Annotated in this window: 19 protein-coding genes and 4 pseudogenes; 14 read left to right on the top strand and 9 right to left on the bottom strand. The window is 59.6% G+C overall.

Annotated elements, in window-relative coordinates:
* Positions 1–38: 38 nt before the first annotated feature.
* On the top strand, positions 39–905 hold the full coding sequence (locus tag AC244Q_RS34920; RefSeq protein WP_012760343.1) for an SDR family oxidoreductase: 867 nt from the start codon (positions 39–41) through the stop codon (positions 903–905).
* 66 nt (positions 906–971) lie between these two features.
* Here the strand turns inward: AC244Q_RS34920 and AC244Q_RS34915 are convergent, their stop codons facing one another.
* The 3 genes and pseudogenes from AC244Q_RS34915 to AC244Q_RS34905 form a co-directional block, all read right to left on the bottom strand.
* Entirely contained in the window at positions 972–1,478 is a 507-nt protein-coding gene (locus AC244Q_RS34915; RefSeq protein ID WP_003554734.1) for a YciE/YciF ferroxidase family protein, read from the bottom strand.
* A gap of 212 nt (positions 1,479–1,690) precedes the next feature.
* Positions 1,691–1,942, bottom strand: a pseudogene (locus AC244Q_RS34910) (DUF892 family protein); the annotation flags it as partial.
* Positions 1,943–2,226: 284 nt separating this feature from the next.
* Positions 2,227–2,595 (bottom strand): hypothetical protein, encoded by a 369-nt coding sequence (locus AC244Q_RS34905; protein ID WP_003554736.1) that lies wholly within the window; start codon positions 2,593–2,595, stop codon positions 2,227–2,229.
* A gap of 159 nt (positions 2,596–2,754) precedes the next feature.
* On the opposite strand from AC244Q_RS34905, the gene AC244Q_RS34900 reads away from it, so the two are divergent.
* Positions 2,755–3,252: a DUF4142 domain-containing protein gene (locus AC244Q_RS34900; protein WP_012760345.1), complete on the top strand. Its 498-nt coding sequence runs from the start codon at positions 2,755–2,757 to the stop codon at positions 3,250–3,252.
* A gap of 205 nt (positions 3,253–3,457) precedes the next feature.
* On the opposite strand, the gene AC244Q_RS34895 is transcribed toward AC244Q_RS34900, so the two are convergent.
* Positions 3,458–4,072 (bottom strand): CGNR zinc finger domain-containing protein, encoded by a 615-nt coding sequence (locus AC244Q_RS34895; RefSeq protein ID WP_012760346.1) that lies wholly within the window; start codon positions 4,070–4,072, stop codon positions 3,458–3,460.
* 91 nt (positions 4,073–4,163) lie between these two features.
* On the opposite strand from AC244Q_RS34895, the gene AC244Q_RS34890 reads away from it, so the two are divergent.
* From AC244Q_RS34890 to AC244Q_RS34875, 4 genes are all read left to right on the top strand, one after another.
* Positions 4,164–5,192, top strand: a complete 1,029-nt coding sequence (locus AC244Q_RS34890; protein WP_128405695.1) for a DMT family transporter — start codon at positions 4,164–4,166, stop codon at positions 5,190–5,192.
* Between the two features lie 108 nt (positions 5,193–5,300).
* Positions 5,301–5,870, top strand: coding sequence for a nutrient deprivation-induced protein (locus tag AC244Q_RS34885; protein WP_128405694.1), 570 nt, complete (start codon positions 5,301–5,303; stop codon positions 5,868–5,870).
* Positions 5,863–6,279: a phage holin family protein gene (locus AC244Q_RS34880; protein ID WP_003554747.1), complete on the top strand. Its 417-nt coding sequence runs from the start codon at positions 5,863–5,865 to the stop codon at positions 6,277–6,279. Before AC244Q_RS34885 ends, AC244Q_RS34880 begins: the two co-directional genes overlap by 8 nt.
* On the top strand, positions 6,279–7,277 hold the full coding sequence (locus AC244Q_RS34875) for a DUF3618 domain-containing protein (RefSeq protein ID WP_012760348.1): 999 nt from the start codon (positions 6,279–6,281) through the stop codon (positions 7,275–7,277). Before AC244Q_RS34880 ends, AC244Q_RS34875 begins: the two co-directional genes overlap by 1 nt.
* A 632-nt stretch (positions 7,278–7,909) precedes the next feature.
* Here AC244Q_RS34875 and AC244Q_RS34870 read toward each other — a convergent pair.
* On the bottom strand, positions 7,910–8,083 hold the full coding sequence (locus AC244Q_RS34870; RefSeq protein ID WP_245460407.1) for a hypothetical protein: 174 nt from the start codon (positions 8,081–8,083) through the stop codon (positions 7,910–7,912).
* Positions 8,084–8,256: 173 nt separating this feature from the next.
* Between AC244Q_RS34870 and AC244Q_RS34865 the strand changes: the two genes are divergently transcribed.
* From AC244Q_RS34865 to AC244Q_RS34855, 3 genes are all read left to right on the top strand, one after another.
* Complete coding sequence (locus AC244Q_RS34865) at positions 8,257–8,484, top strand: hypothetical protein (protein WP_003554751.1); 228 nt, start codon at positions 8,257–8,259, stop codon at positions 8,482–8,484.
* 355 nt (positions 8,485–8,839) lie between these two features.
* A complete protein-coding gene (locus AC244Q_RS34860; protein WP_128405693.1) occupies positions 8,840–9,025 on the top strand; it encodes a hypothetical protein in 186 nt (61 codons plus the stop codon).
* Positions 9,026–9,326: 301 nt separating this feature from the next.
* Positions 9,327–9,572 (top strand): DUF2188 domain-containing protein, encoded by a 246-nt coding sequence (locus tag AC244Q_RS34855; protein WP_003554754.1) that lies wholly within the window; start codon positions 9,327–9,329, stop codon positions 9,570–9,572.
* A 432-nt stretch (positions 9,573–10,004) separates the two neighbouring features.
* Here the strand turns inward: AC244Q_RS34855 and AC244Q_RS34850 are convergent, their stop codons facing one another.
* Positions 10,005–10,250, bottom strand: a complete 246-nt coding sequence (locus tag AC244Q_RS34850; RefSeq protein WP_003554756.1) for a DUF982 domain-containing protein — start codon at positions 10,248–10,250, stop codon at positions 10,005–10,007.
* A 242-nt stretch (positions 10,251–10,492) separates the two neighbouring features.
* Positions 10,493–10,708, bottom strand: a pseudogene (locus AC244Q_RS34845) (BON domain-containing protein); the annotation flags it as partial.
* A gap of 999 nt (positions 10,709–11,707) precedes the next feature.
* Here AC244Q_RS34845 and AC244Q_RS34840 point away from each other — a divergent pair.
* The 5 genes and pseudogenes from AC244Q_RS34840 to AC244Q_RS34820 all read left to right on the top strand — a co-directional run bounded on the left by AC244Q_RS34840 (position 11,708) and on the right by AC244Q_RS34820 (position 19,044).
* Positions 11,708–12,739, top strand: coding sequence for a FecR family protein (locus AC244Q_RS34840; RefSeq protein ID WP_128405692.1), 1,032 nt, complete (start codon positions 11,708–11,710; stop codon positions 12,737–12,739).
* A gap of 50 nt (positions 12,740–12,789) precedes the next feature.
* Positions 12,790–15,504, top strand: coding sequence for an EAL domain-containing protein (locus tag AC244Q_RS34835; protein ID WP_128405700.1), 2,715 nt, complete (start codon positions 12,790–12,792; stop codon positions 15,502–15,504).
* A gap of 350 nt (positions 15,505–15,854) precedes the next feature.
* The gene (locus AC244Q_RS34830) at positions 15,855–17,027 is read left to right on the top strand and encodes a glycosyltransferase family 2 protein (protein ID WP_128405691.1); all 1,173 of its coding nucleotides are present in this window, start codon (positions 15,855–15,857) and stop codon (positions 17,025–17,027) included.
* 151 nt (positions 17,028–17,178) lie between these two features.
* A pseudogene (locus tag AC244Q_RS34825) lies at positions 17,179–17,783 on the top strand (response regulator).
* 106 nt (positions 17,784–17,889) lie between these two features.
* Positions 17,890–19,044 (top strand): MFS transporter, encoded by a 1,155-nt coding sequence (locus AC244Q_RS34820; RefSeq protein ID WP_245460406.1) that lies wholly within the window; start codon positions 17,890–17,892, stop codon positions 19,042–19,044.
* A gap of 281 nt (positions 19,045–19,325) precedes the next feature.
* Here AC244Q_RS34820 and AC244Q_RS34815 read toward each other — a convergent pair whose 3' ends face one another.
* Together AC244Q_RS34815 and AC244Q_RS34810 are read right to left on the bottom strand one after the other, a co-directional pair.
* Positions 19,326–19,637: a DUF6894 family protein gene (locus AC244Q_RS34815; RefSeq protein WP_003554763.1), complete on the bottom strand. Its 312-nt coding sequence runs from the start codon at positions 19,635–19,637 to the stop codon at positions 19,326–19,328.
* Positions 19,638–20,558: 921 nt separating this feature from the next.
* Positions 20,559–21,318: pseudogene (locus tag AC244Q_RS34810) on the bottom strand (hypothetical protein).
* Between the last annotated feature and the right edge of the window lie 10 nt (positions 21,319–21,328).

The following is a 21,328-nucleotide window of genomic DNA, read 5'->3' as shown; positions in this document are numbered from 1 at the left end:
GATGTTTGCCTCTCGCAACCATCAAGGAGATCATGACGATGACCGACGACACGCTCCGCCCGACACCGCCCTATCCTGCGCAACAACAAGAGCCGCCGGGCCAGACAGCGGCCATGCGGCCCGTGCCAGACCATGGTGAGAAATCCTACAGGGGAAACGGAAAGCTCGAAGGCAAGACTGCTCTTATTACGGGTGCGGATTCGGGCATTGGCAAAGCCGTGGCGATCGCCTTTGCTCGGGAGGGCGCCGATGTGGTCATCTCGTATTTAAGCGAGGACGAGGACGCCAATGATACCGCGAAATGGGTGAAGCACGCAGGCCGCAAAGCTGTTGTAATCCCCGGCGACATCAAGTCGGAGGATCACTGCAAGATGCTCGTGCAGCGGACCGTCGATGAGTTGGGCGGTATCGACATCTTGGTGAACAATGCCGCCTTTCAGCGCACCTATGCCGACATCGCCGATATCGATGCCGAAGAGTGGGACGAGACCTTTCGCACAAACATCTACGCACCGTTCTTTCTCGCGAAGGCGGCAATCCCACACATGGCGCGCGGCAGTGCCATCATCAACACCACGTCCATCCAGTCGCGCCAGCCGTCACCCCAGCTGCTAGCTTACGCCTCAACGAAAGGGGCTATTTCCAACTTCACGGCGGGACTTGCCGAGATGCTCGGTGAACGAGGCATTCGCGTCAACGCGGTCGCGCCCGGCCCCATCTGGACGCCGCTCATTCCGTCGACGATGCCGGCCAAAAAAGCTGCGAAATTTGGAGAAAATACCCTTATCGGGCGGGCTGGACAGCCCGCGGAACTTGCCGGCGCCTACGTACTTCTCGCTTCGGATCTCGGCAGCTACATGACCGGAGCCGTCATCCCGGTGACCGGCGGGGAAATCATGATCTGATCACGGCGGCAGAGATAGGAAAAGGCCGCCAGCGATGACGGCCTTTTTGCATCATCGTCGAGCCGCCTAGGCCGCCCTCTTGCCCTTGGCGTTTGCAGAGGCCTGTGCGAGCTGGGTCAACTTCTTGTCGGTCGCTACTTCCTCGGCAAGGTTTGCCTGAAGCAGCGGAACGGCATCCTTGAGGCCGAGCTGGTTTGCCCAAGCGATGAGGGTGCCATAACGGGCGATCTCGTAGTGTTCGACGGCCTGAGCCGAAGAGATGAGACCGGCGTCAAGCGCCGGCGACCCCTTGAACTCTTCCATGATCTCTTCACCCTCGGCGATGATGCCCTGGATCGCTTCACAGGTCTTGCCGCGTGCCGGCTTGCCGAGAAGCTCGAATACCTGATCCAGGCGTTCGATCTGCGCCTGAGTTTCGTCGCGGTGCTGCAGGAAACCTGCCTTGCCTTCCTCGGACTGGGCGGCGCGGGCCATTTTCGGCAGCGCCTTCAGGATCTGCTTTTCCGCGAAATAGATGTCCTTGAGTGTATCAAGGAAAAGGTCATCAAGGGTTTTGGTGGTGTTGGTCGCCATGTTTAAACCTCCTGTGGCATGGGCTTGCGCGGGGTAAACGCCGCGTCGTCATGATCGTTCCTCTCCGACATGCATCGGCGCTCCGTTGCCGGAGCGCCGTCTCTTTCCGGCCAAGGAAGAGAGGCCGATCAGCGATACTGCTAGTCCGACTTCAAGAGACGCCGGGCCGATCCGCTGGTATTTAACCACGCCGGACGATCGTTGTTCCCACAGACCTTGGCTTTCTCGCCAGCTTCGCGACGAAAGGAACTTGGTTGTCACGGAGACAATATTTTCATCAAGCCACCGTGCCGTCGCCTTCTCTTCAGCAAGGTTCGCCTCAAGGGCGCCAGTTGCTGCGCCGTGGCCGCCGGCTTCGGCGACAGTCAACAGCGACTTGTAAGCCGCCATTTCGAAATTCTCGCAGCGAAGTTCGCGAAAGAGGTCTTCAGGATTTCGCCGACGGCTATTGTATGGCCCATCGAGCCGCACCTCATATCGACACCGGCCCCACCTTTTGAGCATGCGCGGGCTGTCTATCATCGGCGCGTCTTTAGCCTTCGTGCCGGTATCCTTCGTGTCGGTCTCGATCGGAGCGCCTACCAGGTCGACCCACCCGCACGTCCTCGCGCCAGACAGGATGTGGCTACAAAGCTGCGCTCAGTCGTGCGCGGTTCGTCATCATTCGTGCCATCGCATTTCTTCCTAGTCGGGTCGGGTCACCGGAGGATAGCTCTACTCCGCCGGCATGCGTCAAAGGGCATTTGCACTAGCGAATCTTCTCAGTGCCACTGGGTGTCGTCACCATGGTCGGACCACCGCCGTTGCCTTGAGGCGTAGGATCGCGATCGGTAGCTTCGGGCGGCCGGCTACCGCCGCCAGCCGGGTTGTTGTCGAACGTTCCGGCGCCGTGAGGCTGGGCGTTGATTGGATCGGGGGCCGTCGATGCCGTGGATTTCGTGTCGGTGTCGATGCTTTCTCCCCAGATCTCGGCCGCCCCCCAGGCAGCCATCGCCAGCACGAGACCACTGACGAGTACCGTAAGCACAGGCTTGCCGTATCGCCCCTGTCTCGCGTCTGTCGCGCTCTCGGTCACCTGCTCGGGCTGGCGCTGCGACTGGTGGTTCGAATTCGTCATCATAAAACTCCCTAGGGTGAACCGCACCAAACCGCGGCCCGATGCGGAAGTTCCAAAACTTTTCGCCGAAGGGCAGCGCTGATCGCGGCTCGGCAAACATCTCCGGAACATTTGCCGTGCGCTGAGGTTGAGACGGCAATTCCTGTAATGGAGACATCGATGAGAATCGTTCTCGCCTCTCTTCTGGTCTACTTGACTGGATTTTCCGCCACGGCAGCAGACGACGCTGTCAAGCAGCACGCAACCGACTTCGCGGCGAAGGCCGCCATGTCCAACATGTTCGAGATCGAGGCCGCGAAGATCGAGATCGCGAGCGGAAAGGCTGATGACGCCAAACAGTTCGCGCATGACATGATCAGGGATCACGGCAAGGCCGGGCCTGTTCTGAATGATGCCGCGAAACACGACGGCATCGAACTGCCCGCCGATCTCAACGCAGAGTACACTGCGAAACTGGATGCCCTCCGGCAAAGCGACGCCGCCAATCTCGATCAGGCCTATCTTTCCACTCAAGTGACCGCCCACGAAGAAGCCGTGAGCCTCTTCGACAGCTATTCAAAGCAGGGGCCGGACGGGCAACTCAAGCGGACGGCTGCAAAGATCCTGCCGGACCTTCGAATGCATTTGACGCGGATCCGCGGCCTCACCTCGAAATGACGGCGGGAACGATCTGGCCGCCGGTTGTTCAGTCCCGTCCTGCCATTGTCAGAACAACGCCACTGCCGCGACCATTGCGAAGGCTGAAGCCACGCCCGGCCCGCTTTGGAGGGGCCGGGAACGCTGCGACATAGCGGGTGGTTAGCAACGACGCGGGCTTCCTTTGGACACGCCCATGTGCGCGGCGTGCGTGGTGCTATCCTCGTTAAGTAGACCTCAGCCGGAACTTTCGCACTCTTGCATTTGATCCGCAGGTTTTATCCGAGCACCATCGCCTGTGACCGCCGCGAGACTGGTCCAGGAAAAGCCAGCCGCAATTTCGACCTTGGCACGCGCGCACAGGACGGCGTTCGTCTCGCGACGTCAGCAACCCGGCAGCCAACAGGGCGATACGATTGCTGATCGCATCCAAGTCCTTGGCGTCCGAGCGACGCCATTCTATGGTGCCTCCAACCTGGCCCAATGTTTGTTGCGACAGGCCACGTCTGGCCATGTCGGCGACAAGCTTGAGATCATTCGAACTAATTTGGCTTTCATCAAACTCGGACAGGAACAGTCGGCATAGGGCCTCACGCAGGGCCTTTGCTTGGCCGAGTTCTTTTTCGGCGTCCGACCTGGATCTGTTAGCCCTGACCAGCAAGGCGTCGCGTTCCTTGTCGTCGATCACATCGAGACGATGGGCCCACGCCACGAGGTCGTCGTAGCTATTCAGGAAATCCGGCCCCCAACGTCCACCGCGACTATCGACCGTGTTGACGAAGTCGAGTGCCGGATGACCGCCAAGAAGGCTGATGTCATCGATCGTCTTTTGCGTGTCCATGACGTGAATATCGTTCCGCGGAACGATTTGAACAAGAGCGGGTTGTAACGAGATAACTAACTTTTACTCGTTACAATGATCGGAGCCCCTCATGCTCGCCGACGTCAACAAAAATCACCTGCGTTTTCTCATGCTGTGCATGATCTGGGGGAGCACCTGGATCGGAACGAAGGCGGGCATCGAGGCCGTTCCGCCTCTCCTGTTCGCCGGCACCCGTTTCACCGCGGCCGGCATTTTGCTTCTTCTCTACACGCTGGCCAAAGGCGAGACTGCTCGCTTCAAGGTGCAAGACGGCTTTCGCTTCGCCGTCGTCAGCATCCTGATGATCACGCTCTGCTACGGCCCTCTGTTCTGGGGCATGCAATATATCGATTCCGGCACTGCCGCCGTTCTGGAAATGTCGCTTACCCCCATCGCGCTCCTGGTGTTTGCTCTCGTCCTCAACGAAGAGAAGTTGGATGGCCGTCGCATCCTTGCGATCGTTCTGGGGGTCTGTGGACTGGTCGTCCTGTTCTGGCCGGCCTCCGCCCAAGTAAGTCCACCGGCTGCCGAAGCCTTCCCAGGCGCGAGCCTATGGGGAGGATTGGCGGTTGCATCAGCGGCCTTCACCTATGGCTACGGCTCGGTGCTGGCCCGTCCACTGCTGCGCACCTATCCGGCCTTGTTCGTTTCAGGTGTGACGACCTTGGTCGGAGGCATCGTGCTGCTGATTGCAGCGCTGGCTTTCGAACCGGGGGCAGTTTCCGCCCTCGCGGGCGATTGGGGCACGGTGGCCTGGCTCGGCTGGTTTTTCCTTGTGATCTTCGGCTCGCTGATCGGCTACACGACCTTCATGCGCCTTTTGCGGGATATCGGCGCATCTCGCGCAGGCAGCTACGCCTTCGTGTCACCGGTGATCGCCGTCGCCCTTGGCGCCGCAGTCTTCGCCGAGCAGATCACCGCAATGGATGTGATTGGCATCGTCGTGATGCTGAGTGGCGCCTATCTTGCCATGTCAGGAGTGCCGGCGACCGACGCAACCGTCCTCGAAAGTAAACCCGATCGGAAACGGCCCCACGAAGATACCGACAACGTCCCCAAATGCCAACTCCGCGCGTTGACCAAACAAAATCAGCAATGACTACGGTGAGGCTGGAAAAAATTGCTCCGGGCGGAGTCGGGAACAAAGCCGCCCACTCAAGGTTCGTGGGTGCGGCAATCGCCGCTGGTTCAGTCATGGGAGGCTTCAGTGTCAAACGAATTCACAGAAATGGATGGCAGGGCACGGCCGTCATCCGAGACATCACTACAATCTAAAGATGCAATGTCGTCACCGCAACCTTCCGCGTCACTCGCGGGATTGAAGGAAAAGTTGGCTGATGACGTGACCGCCGCCAAGAACACCATAAAAGAAGGCGCCGAAACCGCGGTCGAGAAGGTCAAAGAGGTGGTTTCCGATCAAACGACATTCGCCGCCCGCCAGGTTGGCGGCGTGGCAAAGGCGCTTGAGAAAGTTGGCGCTGAACTTGAAGCATCCGATCAACCGGAGGTCGGACGCTATGCCAAGCAGATCGGACGAAGCTTCCAAGGCTTCGCGACCCAGATGCAGGACAAAGACATCGGCGAAATCGCGGCGATGGCTGAGGAATTCGGCCGCAAGCAGCCGCTAGCGTTTCTTGGCATTGCAGCACTTGCGGGATTGAGCGCAAGCAGATTTTTGACGGCTTCCGCCAAGCGAGCGCCATCACAAGCAAAGAGGCGGACATCCCCGGCGACGCCCACGGGATCATCTACGACGGGAGGCTACACCAATGGCTAAATCTCCCGAGACTGCTCCCCTTTCAGAACTGATTGGCGGTCTCGTCGCCGATGTCACGGGTCTGTTGCGCAAGGAAATCGATCTCGCGAAGACCGAGGTGTCCGAAAAGTTCTCGCAAGCGCTCAACGGCGTAGAAGTGGTCATGTTCGGCCTTGTCCTGGCGGTGGGGGCCGTGGGCGTCCTGCTGAGCGCCCTGGTTGCCGGGGTTGCGGCCTTCCTGGTCACTCAGGGTTTGACCGAAACAAGCGCCGGTGCGCTCGCCTCCCTTATCGTCGGCGTGTTCATCGCCCTCATCGCGTGGGCGATGGTCTCTCGAGGCCTCACCGCACTTCGTCGAAGCAACATGAAACTGGATCGAACCGCGACCTCGCTTCGCCGCGACGTCGACGTTGTGAAGGAAAAGATCTGATGGAAACTTCAACCGAAAAAACATCCGCCGATCTTCAGCGAGAGATCGATCGGGATCGCCAGCGCATTGGAGATCGCATCGACGCCATTCAAGAACGGATGTCGCCAGGCCAGTTGGTCGATGAGGTCCTTGCCTACGCAAAGGGCAGCGGCGGGGGAGAGTATGTTAGCAACCTCGGCCAAGCGCTGAAGGCAAATCCACTGCCCGTCGCATTGATGGGTGTGAGCCTTGCGTGGCTCATGGCCAAGGGGACCCCCGCAAGCCCGGCTGCCAGCCATCAGCCCGAACCTGAGTATCCGCTATATCCGGCGAGCGGCACGGTCCGTCGTCTTGGCCCACCCGAGACCCAGAACGGATCCCGCTACAGTCACTTCGCAGACAGCTCTGGCAAGAGGCTTAAGGCACTGACCGATGAAAGCGGACACCGTGCGGGTCACTTCGTCGATGAAGCAGGTAAGACTTATCGCGGGTTCGCGGATGCCACCGGCAGACACGTCGATCAGATCACCGACGAGACGGGTGCGATGTTCGACGCGGCGACTGGCTGGGCGGCGGAGAGATGGGAGCAGGCAAAAAGCGCCGCAAGCGGGATGAGTGCGCGTGCGTCCGCGGCCGCGAGCTCGCTGTCTACCCAATCGTCTTCAGCGGCGACAAGTCTCCAAGAGCAAACCAGCAAGCTCAACGAGATAATCCTCACGCAGTTCCGCGATCAGCCGCTGGTTGGGGGCGCTCTGGCTTTCGCCGTCGGAGCCGCTATCGGCGCAGCGTTGCCGCACACCGACACTGAAGACGAGGTGTTCGGCGAGGCTTCCGACGCGACCACAGACAAGCTCAGCGCTCAAGCCCTCGACGTTGTCGACCAAGGCAAAGAGGTGGCGACGGAGGTCTACGAAGAGGCCGCTTCGATCGCCTCAGATGCCCACGATGCCGTTAAGGAGCGTGTCGTAACCAAGGTCGATGCACTGAAGCCAGGTCCGCAGGGCGGTCAAGCGAATTAACAGGGGATCAGCGAGGGCACGAATCCGCTGCAGTCACAACTCGTCGGCGCATGTGTGCCGACGCCATGCCATTTGGTGGCAAGCGGCCTCTAATCTCGAAGGAAGGAACGTGGCATGTCTGCGACGAAAATCCCCCTCACCGACTTCATGATCTGGCTCTTCACGACCTAGCCCGCCACGCAATGGCCGGATGGCTGTCGTAGGCGGAGTCGAAATGGATTGCGCCCGCGAGATGCGCCGCGATCCTGTCCTGGAAGTCGAAGATGTCCTCAGTCGCGCCATCATAGCGCTCGGGCCAAAGCTGGGTCCGTATCTCGGCATCGACCAGTCGCACGCAGATACGCAGCCGATCCCTTCCCCGGCGAACCTCCCTTCGACCACGCGTAAGTCGTCGAGATGTTCGCGTGCCGATCCGTATATGCAGATACCTGACGAGGCGGCCAGGCGCACCGCGATGTTGACGCCATCGCCTAGCGAATGGTCGCCACAACCACGTCACCAAGATTAACGCCGATGCGAGATTTCAAGCGCCGATCGATCGGGAGGTCTTGCGAGAGGCTGACAACGCCGCGCTGGACTCCAATCGCGCACCGGACCGCCTGGACAGCGCTCGGAACTCCGCGACAAGGCCGTCACTCGTGCTGCCCGAAGATACGGCCACCGTGCTCGCGCACCAACTCGGCAATCCGACCGTGGCACAAATTGAGTGCACGGACCGTGCGCTCCTCGTCCAGCGCCCTGAGGCGGCTGAAGCCGGCGACATCGGTGGGAAGGATGGCTGCAAGCTCCCGATCCACAGCGGTCACGCCTTCGTAGCCGTACCGTCTCTGAGCCGGAGGGTCGACAGGCGAAGATGCGAAATTGGAAGCCGGCCGGGTTGACGGGTGATCCTTATCCACCAGATGACGACGTGAACGTTCCGAGGCATTCTCATTTCCCGGATTTCTGTTATTGTCCACGAGTCAGTGGAGTAGGCGTGATGGTTGCAGCAAGTTTGGTACCGGGTGCGTTTTACTGGGCGAAATCCTCGAAGTACTTCGATGGACGAACGACGGTCGTTCAGGTCTCTACGGTCTTCGGCAAGGATCCGGACTACTGGACGTTGGCGCTGCTGGGAACAGATCAGCACGCCATGCCGACGGAATTCGAGATCATCGCTCCCGCGGAGTTCCCAGGAGAGTACCCTATCCGTCAAGCCGCCGAGTGAACCGTTCATCTCGCTTTACAAAGGCCGACGGCGATCACCCTTTTTGCATATTCATACCGACAATTGGGCTTTCGTATATCGAACACGACGACCAACCCGTTCGGAGTCCAGTCGATGGAGAATCTTGCTGCCATAACCGTTGGAACTTGCGAGAATTCGACGACGGCTGAAGTCCACGCTCGGCTAACCATCGGCGAGGACGGACGACCTGCTCTTCCAGAAGACAGTCCGTCGTGTCGTTCCCGTCGAGCCGGCCGCCTCCCGATCATGCCCGCGATGGGTTCGCCCGGCTTTAGCGCACGCTCGGAACCTGTTTTCGCATCTCCAGGCCCGCCGCTCCCGCGGTACGACGTCGATGCTGAACCTGTATATGATCGACGGCGGAGCATCTGCTGTCTACGACCGTCAGCCGGTCGCCGAATACCCCAGGCGCGTGGACCGTAGCGATGTCGCCGAGATGATCCTCGTCGACGGGCACGAGCGGCCGTACTTGTCTAGGCTCGGGATAGTTGACCCGTCGAGGCTGGAGGATGGTATCTGACGAAGGAGAAGCCGTTCTTGGAGACGCCGGACGCGCTACATCGTCGTGAGGGGCCGCCTTTGGAGGAAGGCGGATCCGAACCTGCCTTAAGCGGAGCGGAAGCGCCTGGCGAGCGCGACGCTTATGCGCAGTGGTACCGACGTCAGACAGGTGATGATTGACCAGACCCCGCGCCCTGCCGTCGTCAAACTTCTCTTCATAAGCCTGCGGACTGGTGGTTGCCGCCCATTGCGCGAGACCCCGCGATTGGAATATTGGCGCTCCGCTCTAACTTGATATCGACGCCAAGGAGGACAACTGCATGGCCACTATCACTTACCACGTCGGCGAGCATGACGGCGGCTACGGCTACCGTTTGGGGGACGTCTGGTCGGAGACCTATCCGGATCACGATAGCGCGCTCGCCGCCGCCAAATCTGCAGCCCAGCGTCAGCATATTGAAGGCCGCGATGCCGAAATCTCCTATCAACTCGCCGATGGTCGGTGGCAGACGGAACATGCCGATGGCGGCGACCGTCCGGATACGGAAGTCGTCGACGACGAATAGGGAACGGTGATCGGCGAAGCTTTCGCAGTGACCGCGATTGTGCGGGCGATTATGTCCTGGCGCGCGGCTTGAACCTGCAAGTCGTCGCCGAAGGCTCGGAGGCCCGACAGCTCCGTCGAGAGGCTTTCCAATGGGATGGCCAAAGATTCTATCCGCTAGGGTATTAGGCTCATCCGACTTCAGCGAGCGGGTCTCGGAAGCCTAGCCTCCTCTCTTGGATGACGCACTGCTCGATCTCGGAGCAGGTCTCGCGCCTTCCAAACCGGGGTCGAATTGAACGGATGCGCTCGAAGAGTGTGCGCGCTTCGACCATTTGGTGCGCCTCGCGGTGACGCGCATCGAAAGACGAAGCTTCTCCAGTTCAGCGCTCTCGTGAGGCGATCCAAATTCAAATCGAGCGGGTGGCCCACGAGCGCAAGTGTTGTGCGGTCTCTAAGAGCGAAGAATACCCACTTCGATCGCCGCTTCCAGAAAGGCACGTGCTGCCGCGGCATGCTCCGCTTCTCCGCTGAGCGACTTCATGCAGGCACGTTTCGCAATGGCGAAAGATTTGCCGCCCTTTTCGGGCCAACAGGTCATGAGGGTCGCGAGGGCCTCGCGGCTGTTTTTGACGCTCTTGAAGTGATCCCCGCCCCCGACCGCGATCTCGATAGGCGTTTGCCAGATTTCCGTCGGCATCGATACCTCCTGCTCATGACTCTGACAAGGTAAATGCCCCGGCGCGAACGGCGTTCCAGAGCTAGGACCTTGGTCTGATGGGTTCAATTGGGCATTTTGCGCGGTAACCGGTGTTATTCGAAGGCGCCGCCCCAATCTGTGATCGCCTTTCCAGGGACGAGCAGTGGGAGTTTTACCGCATACTGCATCTCGGGCACCATTTCTCACCGCCGGTCCGACCTTGGTCCTAGCTCAGGATCCGCCTACTGAGTGGGAGAACGGCTCAGCATCCGGTCCTGCACCTTCTCCCAGCCGACGATCATCGCGGCAAGCGAGATGGCTTTGTCGCGGTCCACAGCCTTGGTTATAAAGCCTTCGAGCAGGAAGACAGGACCGAGCATCCTGATCTCGATGGCGCTGCTGTCGATCTCCGGATCGGCGGCAAGCGCTGCTTCGATCGTGGCGATCGTGGACGCGGAAGGGGCCGAGCTTCATTTTCCCCTTCTGTTCGGCCCCTCCACGGACCTTCGCGTTGCCTCACATGACATATGAGCAGCGTGTCCTGACGTCGCCAGCCGGACTTAAGTCCGGCTTTCCCTCGGCACGATCCGCATTAAATTCTCCTGATCCTTGCTGAAAGGACGTCAGGGAGGTTCTAGCAATGTTGCTAACTCCAGTCAGAACCTCCCTGATGACGTCTCAAAGTTGTCGAACGTTGTAGGGTTTCCGATCGCAGCATATGGAGAACGCTTAGTGGTGTGCAGCTCGCACATCGATGGAAAATGTTTTGCCTAGACCGGCCCCCCGATCGAGTTTGATATCGGACGGTGTCTACGATTTCGCTGGAAGGTGCTCGGGTGCGATGACCACTCGCTTGGTCTGATGATGCCAAGGACTGGGCGTATGGCGGAGGGGTGACGCCAATAAGAACAGGAGTTTATTTTGGCAGCGCCCAGGATGAGCATCGCAGGCTCGCCCATCGTCGGCAGCGAGCGGCGTGAGGTTGCCCCCGTGGCACCCGCACGGTTGGTTGAGTGACTCCACAATCACCCATCGGCGTGGCCCGGTAAATCGCAAGTTAGGTTGCAGGTGGAGAGAACCGCTTACGCTCGAGCGGAACTTGCTGGGCTGTCAAAAAAGCCCCCAGGTAGTCCGGGGCTAGTGAGCGTGCATGGAAGGGGTCGCGTCATCGGCCGCGCATGACATCGAGTGGACCGCGTGGCAACTCCGCTCGGGGAGCGGATCGAATGGGGCGCGAGAGTGCGGATCCCGCGAGTGAGATGCCCGAGCAATTGGAGCGCGCGACGTGGTGCGTCCAAGTGCCGGCAGCATGAGCGCGTCCGTTGTCGTAGCCAATTTTCAAATCCCCTGGCTCGTACGCTTTCGTACCAATCGCTCCATACGAAAATCCGCATTCGGTCTTAAAATCATTCTTAATTAGGTAGTGCTTCACTACCCGAAACGTCGGGGAAGCATTCATGCCTGCAATAAATCGAATTCTGATAGCCGCACTGATATTGTTGACGACAGCCGCGTTCGCGGCTGCCGACGACTGGCGGGTCGTCAAAGCCACGAATCAAGCGAAATATTCCGTCGACCGAACGAACTGGCTGGACCTGAGCCCAGGAGACGTGGTCCCTAACCGGGCATGGGTTTCGACAGGTCCGCGCGGACGGATGCAGCTTGCCAGAGGCGTGGAGAGCATCACTTTCCAACCAAATACGCTGGCCTCCATCACCACCAACGGATTTCTTTCCAGGAAGACCGAGATCGTCCAGCAGGTCGGTTCGCTGGACCTTGAGATCGAAAAGCGAAGCCAGCCCCATACGACGGTGCAGACGCCCTATCTGGCGGCCGTCGTGAAAGGAACGATCTTCCACGTGACGGTAGATCGTACGAAGGCATCCGTCTCCGTCGATCGCGGCCTAGTCCAGGTCACGTCCTTCGCAAGCGGCCAGCAATCCAATGTAGGGCCGCGCCAGAGCGCAGCGGTCGATAGCAAGGCTGGCATGACGGTAAGGGGCCAGCTATCCAAGCCCGAGATCATATCTGTTGCACCGTCGGCCGCCAAGGTCCCTGCCGTCGGCACCACGAATATCGCGGGTGCGGTCGAGGCGTCCGAGGCTAAGAACAAGTCTCCGACTGCTGGCAAGGATAAGAATTCCAGTGCCAGCAGCGATGGCAATAGTGCGAACGGCAAGGGCACTGACAGCAGCAGTAACGGAAACGGCAACAGCGGGAGCAATGGCAACAGCGGCGGCAATGGTAACGGCAATTCCGGTGGAAACGGGAACGGAAACAGTGGCAAGAGCGATAATAACAGCGGGGGCAACGGCAACAGCAATTCCGGCGGCAATGGCAACGGAAATAGCGGCAAGGGCAACAACAATAGCGGGGGCAACGGCAATTCCGGCGGCAATGGCAACGGAAACAGCGGCAAGGGCAACAACAATAGCGGGGGCAATGGTAACGGTAATTCCGGCGGACACGGCAAAGGCAAGGACAAGTGAGTCGAAGGACTACAGCGGGCGGAGACTATGTCTCGGGTAACGTCAGCACCATGTCGGCTCGTATTCTGCTGATCGCCGCGATGCTGGCGCTGCCGCTCACCGCAGCCAACGTCGGCATCTTTCAAGCCTTCAACAACAGCCTTTTTGCGAAGCGCTTCGAATGGGCTCCTCGCCAAGCTTCCGGCAACGTCATCTTCGTTGCAATTGACAAACATTCTCTCGACGCCGTTGGGACCTGGCCGTGGCCGCGGAGCATTTATGCGACCCTAGTCGATAAGCTGATTGGGTCAGGCGCCAGGGACATCTTCCTCGACGTCGATTTCAGTGCGTTCTCCAGCAAGCACGAGGACGACCGTCTGGCGGCGGCGCTAAAGAGAGCCGGAGGAGGTGTGCTTTTGCCGGTGTTCCGGCAGCAGGAGACGGCGTCATCGTCTCAGACGGCGGTGACGAGGCCGATCCCACAATTTCTTGAGAATGCCTGGCCCGTATTCGCCAATGTCGCTATGGATGCGGATGGAGTCGTCCGCCGTTTCGATTTGGGAAGCCAGCTTGACGGGAACCGCACTCAGTCCGCTGCATCGGCTGTTGGCAGGATCGACAGCAGTTCCGGTTCCCTGCTGATCGACTACTCGATAAGGCCCGAGACCATCCCGACAATCTCCTTGTCCGAGGTGCTGAATGGAAGCGTACCGGCCGAGGCGATGAGAGACCGCTCGGTTGTCGTGGGAGCATCTGCGACCGAGCTGAAAGACATTTTCCCTGTTCCCGTATATGGAGCGATCGCCGGCCCGCTCATCCACGTGCTTGCCGCGGAAACGCTCCTCCAGAACCGCTTCCTGAGAATATTCGATCAGGCGCCGCTGGAACTCCTGTTTGCGGTCTTGCTTATTGTCCTTGTGATCTGCGGGCGCTCGACCCGAATTATGACGATGGCGGCGGCCGGACTGACCACGGTCATCGTCGGCGAAATCGGCGCATTCCTGCTGCAACGGCAGTACGGCCTTCTTGTGGGGACAGCGGTGCCGTGGTCGATGCTCCTGCTCGCGTGGATACTGGCTCTGAACGAACGCGTCGACCTCGGTCAAATGCTTGTTGCCGTGGCCAACAGGGAAGCTCGAAACACCAGACGCCTCATGAGAAGGATTATTGCCGACAGTTCGGACGGCGTCGTTGCATTCGACGGCGATCTGAGGATCGTCGAGGCGAGCGAATCCGCAAAAGCCTTGCTGCGGGTCGATGTCGGTACCTTGCTTCTCGATGGCACCGACACCGCCATGATCGACATTCTGCAAAGGCTGGTTTCAGAACACGATGCTGAACCAAACAGGATACACACGGCTCTTGCCGATTTCACCGGCAGCGGTGGTTCGCATGCCGCTCACTACGAGGTGTCCATCACAATTTCGCCTACCGAACAGACGACGGCGGCGCGCTCGCGGTTCGCCGGTTGCATGATCATGCGAGACGTCACCGCGCGACGCGAATATGAGCACCGGTTGAAGAAGCTATCCGAACGGGACGACCTCACCGGATTGCTCAATCGTCGGGAATTCGCGTCCCGACTGGCCGCCATTGAAGGCGAGGTCCTCGTTTCGGTGCTGGATATCAAACGTTTCTCGTCGCTTTGCGCCACTCTTGGCCGCGACGCCGGGGACGAGCTTTTGAAAGCTGTGGCGGCCAGGCTGGCGAGCGCGTTCGCCGACGATTTGCTGGCAAGACTGGACGGTGACCATTTCGGCATCGCCACCCCCACAAACGATGAACGTCGGATCGAGGATTTTGCAGATAGTCTTTCGCGGCTGTTCGAAGAGCCCATATTGCTCCGCGGCGCGGTAGTCCCGGTCTCGGTTCGCCTCGGAGTAGCCCGCTCGGGCGACGCGGCGCCCGGCGCTCGTCTGGCCGCCGCTGAATCTGCGCTGGATGCCGTCAAGGCCAGCCCTGGGCAACGATGGTCGTCTTTCGATCCTTCTACCGCCGTTCGCCAAGCGCGGTCGCGCCGGCTGGAGCGGGACATGCGCGATGCTCTCAAGAACCGGCAGTTCTTCCTGCAGTTCCAGCCGCAGATCGAATTCAGAAGCAGGCGCCTCGTCGGCGCGGAGGCTTTGATCAGATGGAACCATCCGGAGTTCGGGTTGATATCTCCGGCCGAGTTCATCCCGATCGCTGAATCCTCCGGCATCATCTGCGATATCGGCCGCTGGACTCTGTTTGAAGCCTGCACCGAGGCCGCCGCTTGGCCTGGCGAGCTCAGCGTCGCAGTCAACGTTTCGGCACTTCAGTTCGAGGGGTCCGACGTCGAGGCCGACGTGCGGGACGCATTATCCTGCAGCGGGCTTCCCGCCTCCCGCTTGTGCCTGGAATTGACGGAATCCGCGTTCCTCGACAAAGGCGGCGCCTCAATCGCCAAGATGCGCGCACTTCGCGATCGGGGAGTCGTCATTGCCCTGGACGACTTCGGGACCGGCTATTCATCGATGAACTATCTTGCCGATCTTCCTCTCGACAAGCTCAAGATCGATCAGTCCTTTGTCAGGCGAATGAACGGCAATCCAAGCATATTCGAAATAGTGCGGGCGATCGTCTCCTTGGCGCACGGCTTGAACTTGGTAGTTGTCGCCGAGGGCGTCGAAACCGAGCTGGAGGCCGAGGCGCTACATCGGCTCGGATGCGAGACGGGACAGGGCTATCTCTTCGGGAGGCCGGACGAGGCACTTCAAATGCTTTCCAATTGGAACGTCCAAATGCGTCTCTCCGCCAACGTCTGACGGCGCGCGGGATTCGCGCCGGAGCGACGCGCGTTCGACGGAAGATTCATGCATCGCCAGGGTGATGTGCCCGATTTCCGTACTCCCAGCTCATTCGAATTGCGTCGCCTTCCAATCATATCTAAGTCGGAGGATGTACACGCAATGATTATGGCTGATGGGCTACATCGGACTAAAGTCCATTATGAGACACCAGCAACGAAATTAGAGTGCAACGCAACTGCGGGCTTCCATACCATGGCGGGTGAGATTTGCGTGACGCTCCGAGGATATGTCGGAACAAGGCGAAAATCCAAACGAACTCCGTCTGAAACGAATAGCATCATTGTTCGGCCGAATGAGGATCTGAAATGCTTTTCTCTTCAGACACGGATCGGAGGGACGTTCGTCATTTCAACGGGCCGCTGGTTTCGGTGGTCATCCCGGCCTTCAATGCTTCCCGTTATATCGAACGCACGCTTCGATCCGCCGGGCGCCAGACCTACCGGAACCTGGAGATCATCGTCGTCAATGACGGCTCTACCGATGATACGGCAAGGGTGGTCGAGCAAGTGGCGCTGGCAGATTCGCGGATCCGCCTGCTGTCCACGCCAAACCGCGGCGTTGCCGCAGCAAGGAACACCGGCATCCGGGAAGCAGCAGGTCGGTTTGTGGCATTTCTTGACGCGGACGATCTCTGGCATCACACGAAAATCGAAAAGCAGGTGAATGCGCTCAATCGCTTAACCCCACAGTGGGCTGCGGTTTATGTGCTGCATTACATCATCAATAGTGACGACGAGATCCTTCGCTCCTGCCGGCCCGATGTCGCCAGAGGATATATCTTCGCCCGGCATCTGACTTTCAAATATGTCGGCAACGGAAGCGCGCTTCTTGTCCGTCGGGATGTCGCGCTCGAGATTGGCGGATTTGACAGCTCATATGCAGCTGCAGGAATTGGCGGCTGCGAAGATCTCGACTTCGAACTCAAGCTGGCCGCGCGCTATCAAATCGAAGTCATCCCCGAACGGCTGGTTGGATACCGGCAGTATCCCGGCAACATGTCGTCCAATCACCTGCCAATGGGCCGAGGCGCACTGGAAGTTATCAGGCGTTCGCTGGCGGCAAACCCTCAACTCCCCCAATACGCAACCCGAAGCGCGATCAACGCCACCCAGAAATACGCATTTTGGGAGTTCCGCCAAGCCAGGAACACGTATCTCTCACTTGCGACGATCTGGTCGATCTTAAAAAGCGAACCATCTTTCGTGGTTCGGCGTGCACTCGAGAAGTGCCTGCGCCTGAGACAACATTGTCTTCGCCTCGTGACCGCAACGGCGAACGGTCGAGATCCACCGCGAGTGAACGGGTCGAAATTCGACCAGCAAATCGTCCCTTCGTCTGTCGAACGCCCGGACGAGACCGCGCAATCTCGACGTCACCTGATGCGGCTGACGGAGGTGGATGCCGAACTGAGTTCAGCCCTTGAGCCCGTGGCGGAAAGGCTCGGCCAGGTGGCAAAATCACAAACCCGGTCTTCGTAGCCGGAGGCGAAATCAGACAGGCCTAACTAAAAGCCTTCGTTCGCCACTCCAGTGTCTCTCTGGACGTTTTCTGATTGCTTGCCATGTCTGTTGGATAGCCAATCGACAGGTGGCGGATGTTTTTCTTCACCGAGGAAATGGAGAGTGCAGCTTGACAGCCATCACAATAGCGATTGTGGACGACCACCCTCTTTTTCGAGAAGGGGTGAGCCGCAGTCTGTCCGAAATCGAGGATTTCGTTGTTGTCGGTGAAGGGGCAAGTGCCGATGACGCGACCATGCTGGTGGCGGCCCAAAGGCCTGACGTCGTTCTGCTCGATGTGTCCATGCCCGGAGGAGGGATCGAAGCGATTTCCGAGATCGTGGTGCGAAGCCCACAGACAAAAGTCCTGATGTTGACCGCCTCGGAGGAAGTCGACCCGCTTGTTGCAGCGCTACGACAAGGGGCAGCGGGATACGTCGTCAAGGATCACGCGGACTTGCAGAGGCCATTCGGACAGTCGCTGGAGGCTCCAGATACATCTCGCCGACCATGCGGTCCAAGGTCGAAAAAAGTCTCTTCGACAGACCGGCTTCACTGACTGCCCGCGAAACCGAGGTGATAGAATTGGTCGCCGAAGGACTTTCCAACAAGCATATCGGGCGCCGGCTGAACCTGCAGGAGAAAACGATCAAGCATCACATGACCGAAATACTGTCCAAGCTTGGCGCCAGCAATCGGACGGAAGCAGCAATCAGATGGCGCCAGGGCTCCTAGCGGAGCGCTGAAGATTGGCCTGCTTCGCTTGTCGCAAGTAAAGCGCAGCGGCGTTGGCCGCCGCAACCGGCAGCGTTATTCCGGTTGAACCAGCAGAAGGATGTGGATGTCCCTATCAGCCCTAAGCGCCGCCTTCTTCGCGAGCATGTACTTCCGAAGCTATTTTGGCGTGGTGGGGCCGCTGGTTGCGGACGACCTCGCGCTGTCGCCCGCGGAATTCGGATGGCTCGCGTCCGCGTTTTTCGGGTCATTCGCATTGCTACAGATCCCCGTGGGTATCGCGTTCGACCGCTGGGGGGTGCGCTGGCCCATGGCATTGATGATGGTCGTTGGCGCCGCGGGGTCGGCGCTCCTCGCTTCATCATCTAGCTTCTGGTCGGCGTTCATCGGTCAGGTCGCGATCGGCATAGGTTGCGCGCCGATCTTCATGGGCGCCCTTTATTATCTCGGTCGCCTCCACTCGCCGGACCGGGCTGGGCGAATTGCGGCCACCGTGAGTTCGGTAGGCTCCATCGGCGCGCTGGTTTCAGCATCCCCGCTATCCTTCTTTACGGCCGAATGGGGCTGGCGCGTCGCGTGCTCGACCGCGTCCGCGATGATGTTGGCATGCGCCCTTGCTGTCGCGACTTCGTTGCGCCACGCCCCGCCCGCTAGAAGCAGCCAACACACGACCGGGGGCGCACCGTGGAGGTTGCCTCGTCTCGCCTATCTGATACCGATCTGTTTCACACTTTCGCTGGGCGGCACGTTTCGTAACGCTTGGGCGGGACCATACCTCACCGACATCTTCGGCCACGGCACCGATACCGGCGCTGTTCTGACGGCCGTCAGTGTCGTCGGCATAGCGACTTCATTTACGCTGCCATTCGCGCTTCTGCGATGGCGCGGGCCTACGATCGTGACCGCAACCTACGTCGTGGGCCTTTTGAGTGGCCTTCTTCTCGCGGTCTCGCCAGATATCAGCATTTACGCCGCATCCGCGGGATTGGCCTTGCTTTACGCGATGGGCAATGTTCATCCCGTGGCGATGACCGAGGCGCAGGCATTGCTGCCGTATCAAATGAGAGGCATCGGGCTCGGAGCGCTCAACACACTTGTTTTTCTCGGAGTTTCGGCGTCGTCGTCCGTTTTTGGCATCATCGCGGGACTTCCTCTGGATGCGGCGGCGATTTATCGCCTTGTCTTTGGAGCGACGGCGATGGCGCTTTCCATAGCACTAGTGGTCTACGTGGCGTGTCGTCCGCCAGGTAGCGGCAGTTGATGATATCGTCGCCGCGCCTGTCGTAACGGCACTGGCCGTGCTCCATCCGTCTTGCCGTGGCCTATGGAAATGCCTGGATGAGTGCCTCTTCCCAAGTCTGCTGAACCCTGTGGTGGTTCAGTGGCCCGTTGGGCGCTCAAGGTTGAGAATGTCGATAATGCTCGGCATTACATCGCGTCATTCTGGCAACGTCCGCTAGTCCTAAACCTAATCTATTTTTATAAACCGCCACCTCATCAGCCGCCCGCGGCTCCTTATAGGAGGACACCGGCAGCTTTCCGTCATCCGTCAAAGCTGGGTGTTCGCTCTCCGCGATCAATGTCGGCTGCGGCCAGACGACATTCCTCGGGCGCCGATGGCTGGATGAAGTCCAGTGTAACCCGAATGGACATCACCGCCATGGGCTGCCGGTCCGGGCCCTCGATCGCGACTGACTTTTCTTCCTCGGGCGAGTTTGGAATACCGTCCACCGCCATTTCCGAAAGTACATGGTGGGCATAACCAAGCGCCGCGGCCAAATCGATGAACTCGAGCCCATTGTCGACGTGGAATTCGCCGTCGCCATCTTTTATCGAAAAAAAGAATGTTGTCATAGGTTGCTCCGTCGACCTTATTCTCGTCCGACAACGTCAAAATTGACAAAAGGTTTGCTAGGCAGCAGCTATATTTAGACAGCCTTGCGCGCGGCCAGCAGAAGCCGGCCAATCTCGGCACGCGCGCGGCGGTTGATCGCCCGTAGCCGACGATCACAAAGCTCTTATCCTGGACGCATTTGATCTTCACCCAATCGCCGAGCCGCCGGATCGATAGGGCTCACTCCTACGCTTGGCGATGATGCCTCCAGCCCATGCGCGCAGGCGCTTGCCAGCAGCTGATCGCCGTCGGCCTCGATCTCCTCGGAAAGGCTGATATCGCCTGCTCGCTGGCCGGCACGAGAACCTCGACTAATGCCGGCGCGTCCAGCTCCGACCTCCTGAGATCATGGGCATCGAAATAGTTCGAAGGCCATGAAGATGGCGTCGCTCGAGCTCTTCTTGCGCCCCCGCCGCTGAGCGACTGTTGCAGCAGGCTGAAACACGACCGGCCCTCCTCGTCGAGAACAGCCCCTCGCCATCGAGGATTGCAGTGCCAGCCGGAAGCCACATGGCCGCCTGTTTCGCCGGGAAACGACGCGTCCAGTCATGGCCGCCGCGCGTCAGGATGCGAATGCCCGTCGGCTCGATATGAACCGACAGGCGAGCCATCCAATTTGATCTCATAAACCCAGTCGTCGCCCTTCGGCGGCTTGGTTTCAGCAAGGCAAGGCATGGCTCGATCCGATCAGGCCGGACCCAAGGGGAGATTGGGCTGGGCGGGATCGCGGCGCCAGCGGGGCCGATCGCGGGCAGGCGGACCGGTCCGTAGTACGATCATCTCGCGCGGATCCACCGGCGGCAAGTTTGGAAACTCGTGGAGTACCTTCTGCATCTGCTCAATCAATCCGAACGCTCCTCTCCCGACGATGTGCAAACTATTCACGCCGTATCGTCCCGCTCTCCCCTGCGTTGTTTGGTGCGCCGTTTTGATCTGGCCTTTTGCCGAGCGGACCGCAACTCCTCCAAGTTTGGCAGCCACCATCCTCTTGCGCGTTCTTCCTCGCCGGGTGGCGTTCTCGCTGGCCAGGTCGCCACCAGTTCTTCGAGCGGTCCGCCACGACGCCCAAACATACTCCTGGCTTGGTCCTGCAGGAAAATAGAACGTACCCACAGTGGCGGATCTGCCAGTTCGCCATCGGTGCTGGTGAAGATAACGACACCAACATGCGTGCCGATCGCACGCTCGGAGCGGCGGAACATCGTGTGCAGGCACCGGATAGCGTTTTCGCCGACGCTCGCTCAGTCTCGCCTTCGATGCCTCCTCTTCCTCCGTGCCCTTCATTGCCTCGCGGCGCGCTTTCCTAACCTCGGGTTCATTGCGTTCGGCTGTCGCCTCGATTGCCTGCCACCGTCGGCGGAGTTTGTCGTAAGATCGGTAGGGCACAGTCCATAACCGGCGATCCGCGTCCCAGCGCGCAAACGGGATTTCACGAATTTCGTTCACGACGGCGCGCGAGTATGGCGTCCGGATTTGAAAGGCCGATGGCGCGGCTTCGAGATAGCGGCTTCCGATAGGATCAAAGGCGAATGCGTCCCTTTCCTTCTCGTCGGCAAACGTGTCGGCCTCCGCTTCCATCTCGGCCAATCCAACTCCGATGCGCCTTTCTGCGGTGCGACCGGGCACGAACCAGGCCTTCAAGTTATCGCTC

It is taken from the genome of Rhizobium sp. CB2179 (assembly GCF_057653455.1).
This window is presented reverse-complemented; position numbering and strand designations above follow the sequence as displayed.